Origin of the sequence: Desulfosarcina sp., from assembly GCF_041551955.1 — a bacterium.
Classification (GTDB): Bacteria; Desulfobacterota; Desulfobacteria; order Desulfobacterales; family Desulfosarcinaceae; genus Desulfosarcina.
On sequence record NZ_JBFELV010000368.1, the window covers coordinates 1 to 5192 of the forward strand.

Here is a 5192-nt window from a genome sequence, read left to right on the forward strand (position 1 = left end):
GCGCTGGAGGTAAATGCCGTCACGTCGCAGCCCCACGCGTTGAGGAACTGCAGCGCCAGATGGCCCAAACCGCCAATACCGATCACCGCCACCTTGTCGGTGGGGTTGACGTCAAACTGGATCAGCGGATTGAAAACGGTAATCCCCCCGCAAAACAGGGGGCCGGCGGAGTCCAGGTCGATTCCGTGGGGGATGGGAATCACACTGTTGGCGGCTGCACGCACCTTGTCGGCAAAGCCGCCATGGTGGCCGATGATGGTCGCCTGTGAGTTGGCGCACAGGTTCTGATCGCCAGCATGACAGGGCGCACAGTCATTGCAGTATCCGGCATGCCAGCCCAGCCCCACGGGTTGGCCGACCGTCAGGTGGTTGATGCTTTCTCCGACGCTGGCAATCTTCCCGACGACTTCGTGACCGGGAACAACGGGGTATTGGGCATTGCCCCATTCATTGTCGATGACGCTGAGGTCACTGTGGCAAATACCACAGGAGTGAACGTCGATTTCTACCTCGTGGGGTTTCAATTCTCCCGGATCATAGGCGAAGGGTTCGAGTTTCCCCTTGGGTTCATATGCGGCATAGGCGTTTATCATGACATACCTCCTTATCGGGGCTTAGTTTTCAGCGTTTTCTACACCCTTGCATTGGCAGGTGCATTACCTGGCGTCAGATACGATTGGGATTGCCCGATTGCATTCACGACAAGTGAATAAAGAATAACAACTATCATGGAACATGCAATTCCGGCCAGCGACACGTGCAGAGAGGAGGGGACCATAATCAACGGGAAGAAGCTGGACGGTATCTCATCGGGCGCTGTCGGTCGTTTTTCCTTTTTCGTAGGTTCAGCGCTGGGATGCCAACACCATTTATATTGCCTCTACCATCGAACAGCCGAACCGGGCGAAGGTGCGTCGAAGTGCCGTAGTTGTTCGATCCCGTCTTCGGGCATCATTCGCCCCGTTTTATGATCGGTCTCACAAGACCAATCGAATTCGCTCCAGTCGAATTGCAGGCCCTGCTTGCCCCCGGCGGCTTCCAGGGCATCGATTTCTTCGGGGATGACGTCCCTGCCGATACCATCTCCCGGAATGACCGCTATCTTCAGGGGAGTCATGCTCAAAACCCCGTTGGCTTTTTTCACATCGCTGTGCGCGCATCAAGGTTAACTTTTCATACTTTTTTTCACAATGGGGCTGATGGGAAAGGGGAGCTTATGTCCTCGATAATAAAGGCTACATGATTTTTTTTTTGCTTTCAAGGGAATGGAGCGATCATTTTACATTTGGCCAAAGCATCACTACAATAGTAGGATAAATCTCAAAATTCATCGTAAGCGCGGCTTCCAGCCATGAAATGGGCTATAGGCTTTGACAAATCGAGGATAGAAGGCGCTCCTGCATTTTTACTTCTAATGTTTCACAGAAAGGAAGAGACCATGGGAGATATCATCCATCAATCGCACATCACGATTACTCGCGAAAAAGGCCCCACCCGCATCGCCCACATCCGGGGATTCGACAAGCCGGTTTACTATGGTGTTCACGGCGGGATAAAGAAATTTTACAATGTCGATCCGGAGGAGGAACACGCCGCCACCCTGGATCATCTGGTGGGCGCGGTGGGCGGTTGAATGATGGGCACATTGGCCACGGTGCTGGCCAAAAAAAAGATCCGAACCTTTCAGGACCGCTACATGGCGACGGTTACCGGCGACATCGAGGATGTCAACGGCGTCTTGAAAATCGTACGCATTAACGTTCACTATAACTTGAAGCTGCCGGCGGACAAGCGTGCGGATGCCCAGGATGCATTCAACAATTACATTACGTCGTGCCCGGCCGCCCAGAGCGTGGTCGAGGCGATCAAGATTACGCATGAGCTGGAGATGGCGGACGACGATTAATGTGTCTTGGCCGCTAATTGAATTGACAACCGATTGGACCTGCTGTGTCGCTTCTTAGGGAGAAAGAATGATCTCATAACCTTTTCAATTCGTTGGATGGTTGCAACAGGTTGGAGAGCCGTCTGGACTTGGATTCGGAATCATTCCGGTGTCAATACCCCAACCTATGGATGCATCCAGACCCTTTACCAAACTGATAACCGCATTCCGTGTAGCTATATAAGATTAATACCAGATTTCAATAAGTTGAACACGCTGAGTGAAAAAAATGAATTTAAGCTTAACCATTGAACCTTTTTTGCGCGCTGCGACCATTTGTTGATTCCATTTATAAATTCCTTTTTGATCGTATCCGACCATTTCTAAAATATATTGTTAAATTTCAGCTAATTGAAAATAGCTTTTTCTTAATCATGCATTCTGGCATTCTATTCGCGTGCACCCATTGGTTGATGTTCCTACAGAACTGCCTATCTATGGCAAACCAATCGCAAAAAACGAATTCAAAGAAAGATCACAATGCCAGATTATGTACTGTTAATACTGCTTGGAATAGGCTTGATCGGCTTGGTCGCTTCAGGAGGTAATAGACCTTGATAGACTGCATTTATATTGACATGAGCTTTGCAAGTTGAAAATTATGGGAATCTTTACGGTAGGTGAAGGTGATCCCCACGGCACCACCTGCGTCTCCATTTTGATAAGATCTGGCCCATTGCGATTGTTTTCGAACATCGTTGATAATTGCCAAGCCAGATATCTGCATGGTCGTTGGAGAGCCACGAGAAAAACCTGCCATTGCTCTTCGCCTGTGGTAGCAGATTGAAAGTCAATAATCATCGGAAAAGGCCAACCGCCATAGGTAGCGGTTGGCCTTTTTTTGCTCATGGGGGGACATGGCAGATATGGAATCGGAGTTGGGTACTGGTTCGTAATGCGTATCTTGAAAAGGATCTCATGGCCGCTTCCAGCGAGGTGATCGGAAGTAGCTTATCAGTCCCGTACTTTTTTCAGAGCGGCCACTTCGGCAAGCAGTTCGATCTGGATTTGTTGGATTTCGGCCAGGCGCTCCCATTGGCGGGACAGCAGATGGTCGACTTTTTCATGCAGGTGCCGGATTTCCAGTTCCGCTTTGAGGTTGATCCGGTAGTCGTGCTCTGACCGCAGACGATCCTTGGCCTCCTGCCGGTTCTGGCTCATCATGATCACCGGGGCCTGGATGGCGGCCAGGCAGGACAGGATCAGGTTGAGCAGGATAAACGGATAAGGGTCGAAAGGCTTTGCCGCCAGGGCAATGGTGTTGATCAGGATCCAGACGACCAGCACGGACCCGAAAACGATGATAAACCGCCAACTGCCGCCGAATGTGGCAATCCGGTCGGCCATGAATTCTCCCAGGGTCAGTTTGCTGACGAACTCCTCGTTGAGATTGCTGGTGAGAATTTCATGCTGCTTCAGGCTCTCCAGGACATCCCGGTCCAGAGTGGTGATTTCGCCCTGCTCCGATGACAACAGGCTTTGCACGTAACGGATGCGATAGCGGTTGAGATCGTCTTTGCAGATGAACCCATCGACGGTCAAATCGGGGTGATCGTTGCGGATTTCATTGACTACGGCAGGACGGACCAAGGCCAATGGAATCATGAAAGCGCTGTCCGCATCTGTTCCGCAAATCTGGCAGGCAGAAAGTTCGGTTGACCCGTCGGTCGGTTCGATATCGTTCATGGCATATCCTTCAACGTTCTCGCATTGATTGGCTTCTTAACAAAGATTCTGCCCGATGATCCGACCGTCGTCAATGGCTCGCTTGAGCGACGATAGCCTGGATCAGGGTGTCATAATCACCCCCAAAATGGTGTCCACCTTTTAGTTCCACGACCTTCACCTGTCCGGTGTTCAGCAACGGGCAGAGGCTGTCCGTCTCCGTCTGACCGTAAAAGCATATAATCTCCGGGCCGACCATCTTCTCCACTTCGGGCTGAATCGGGTAAGTCGCTCCTCCCCCGCCGCCCATCCAGGTGGAAAGATGAAACTCGAAGGCCGCCTGCCGCCCGGGAGCCAACAGAGCAATCCCCCTGATCTGATCACGAGCAGTTTTTGAAAGGTGATTGACGCCAAAAGCCATCACGTCGGCGCCCATGGAGTATCCGACGAGCAGGGCCTGGTCCTTTTTCCAGCGCTTGAGGTACTGGCGCAGGATGCGGTCCAGGTCGGCCCCAAGGCTTTCCGGTGTCCGGGCAGTCCAGAAATATTTCAGCGCGTTAAGCCCCACCACGCCGATGCCGGCCGCGGCCAGCCCGGCGCCGATTTCCTGATCGAGGCCGGCCCAGCCCCCATCGCCGGTGATCATTACGGCCAGGGCATTTCGGGGCGGTCCGGTTGCCGGCACTTCCACCAACGGCAGGTCGGACAGGTCCGCATCAACCGGGATAACCCCGGGTACCTGTCTAACGGACAATTTCCGGAAGGCCTCACGGAACTGCGGCATCCAGTTTTTGGGGACACTGTAACCGTGCCCGACCTTGGGAAGCATCACGAGCTTCCCGCTGGCGACCTGGCTGGCGAACCGGCGGGTAACCTCGGGATTGCAGACCTGGTCCACCTCACCTTGCAGGGCGACCCAGGGCTCCTTGAGATGGGTGCATGGCAGAAAATTGATCCCTTTGCCCTTGGGCCCCGGCTCCATCGTCAACCCGCTGCCTTTGCAAAAGGGTCTGCTAAGGGGAAGGTCGGGGCAGAAGCCCATACTCATGGCGCCCAAAAACGTACCTGGCGGGGACTGGGCCAGGGTGGCGTAAACCAGCGTCGCCCCCGAAGAATACCCGATGAGCACCGGCAGCACGTATTGGGGAAACTCCAGCCGCTTCTGGAGGTAGTGGCTCAAGCTCTCGAAGTCGGCTGCCGGGTAGCTGCAGGGTTCGCTGGAAGCGGCCAGCTGCTTGAGATAGTGAACGATGTCGATGCCTGCTACCAGGGCGTCCATGCCGGTCAACGCTCTGGCCATGTCCACCACACCCTGGTTCCAGCCGCCGTCACCGGAAACAAACAGGATCACGTTGGCCGGATGGGACTTTTCCTGGTAAAGGGCGATGGTCCCGAAACGACCGAAGCTGACGGTGGATTCCCCGGCCGTAGCATTCTGATAATACCCCAGGACCAGACCAATTATTAGCGCAACGGTTACCTTCATGAGCAATGCTCCCTCTTACTTAAGCACGGTTCCTTTAATGCTCCCAGAGATCAGCTGGGCCAGGTGGGTCAGGATCGCCGGCAGGACAAGGCCGCC

At 53.6% G+C, this 5192-nt stretch carries 7 protein-coding genes; 2 read left to right on the forward strand and 5 right to left on the reverse strand.

Translation table 11 applies throughout. From position 1 onward, the window contains the following. Positions 1-593 (reverse strand): alcohol dehydrogenase catalytic domain-containing protein (locus ABYV26_RS20260; RefSeq protein ID WP_372683177.1); only part of this gene is annotated, 593 nt, incomplete at its 3' end. Between the two features lie 287 nt (positions 594-880). After that, a complete protein-coding gene (locus tag ABYV26_RS20265) occupies positions 881-1117 on the reverse strand; it encodes an isocitrate/isopropylmalate family dehydrogenase (protein WP_372683178.1) in 237 nt (78 codons plus the stop codon). Between the two features lie 321 nt (positions 1118-1438). Between ABYV26_RS20265 and ABYV26_RS20270 the strand changes: the two genes are divergently transcribed. Then, a complete protein-coding gene (locus ABYV26_RS20270) occupies positions 1439-1633 on the forward strand; it encodes a hypothetical protein (protein WP_372683179.1) in 195 nt (64 codons plus the stop codon). Further along, positions 1634-1906: an OsmC family protein gene (locus tag ABYV26_RS20275; RefSeq protein ID WP_372683180.1), complete on the forward strand. Its 273-nt coding sequence runs from the start codon at positions 1634-1636 to the stop codon at positions 1904-1906. A gap of 607 nt (positions 1907-2513) precedes the next feature. Here the strand turns inward: ABYV26_RS20275 and ABYV26_RS20280 are convergent. The 3 genes from ABYV26_RS20280 to ABYV26_RS20290 all read right to left on the reverse strand — a co-directional run bounded on the left by ABYV26_RS20280 (position 2514) and on the right by ABYV26_RS20290 (position 5096). Continuing rightward, positions 2514-2705 carry a hypothetical protein gene (locus ABYV26_RS20280; RefSeq protein WP_372683181.1) on the reverse strand — a complete coding sequence of 64 codons (192 nt, stop codon included), beginning with the start codon at positions 2703-2705 and terminating at the stop codon, positions 2514-2516. 194 nt (positions 2706-2899) lie between these two features. Continuing rightward, the gene (locus tag ABYV26_RS20285) at positions 2900-3631 is read right to left on the reverse strand and encodes a DUF1003 domain-containing protein (RefSeq protein WP_372683182.1); all 732 of its coding nucleotides are present in this window, start codon (positions 3629-3631) and stop codon (positions 2900-2902) included. Positions 3632-3701: 70 nt separating this feature from the next. Beyond that, complete coding sequence (locus ABYV26_RS20290; RefSeq protein WP_372683183.1) at positions 3702-5096, reverse strand: AcvB/VirJ family lysyl-phosphatidylglycerol hydrolase; 1395 nt, start codon at positions 5094-5096, stop codon at positions 3702-3704. Between the last annotated feature and the right edge of the window lie 96 nt (positions 5097-5192).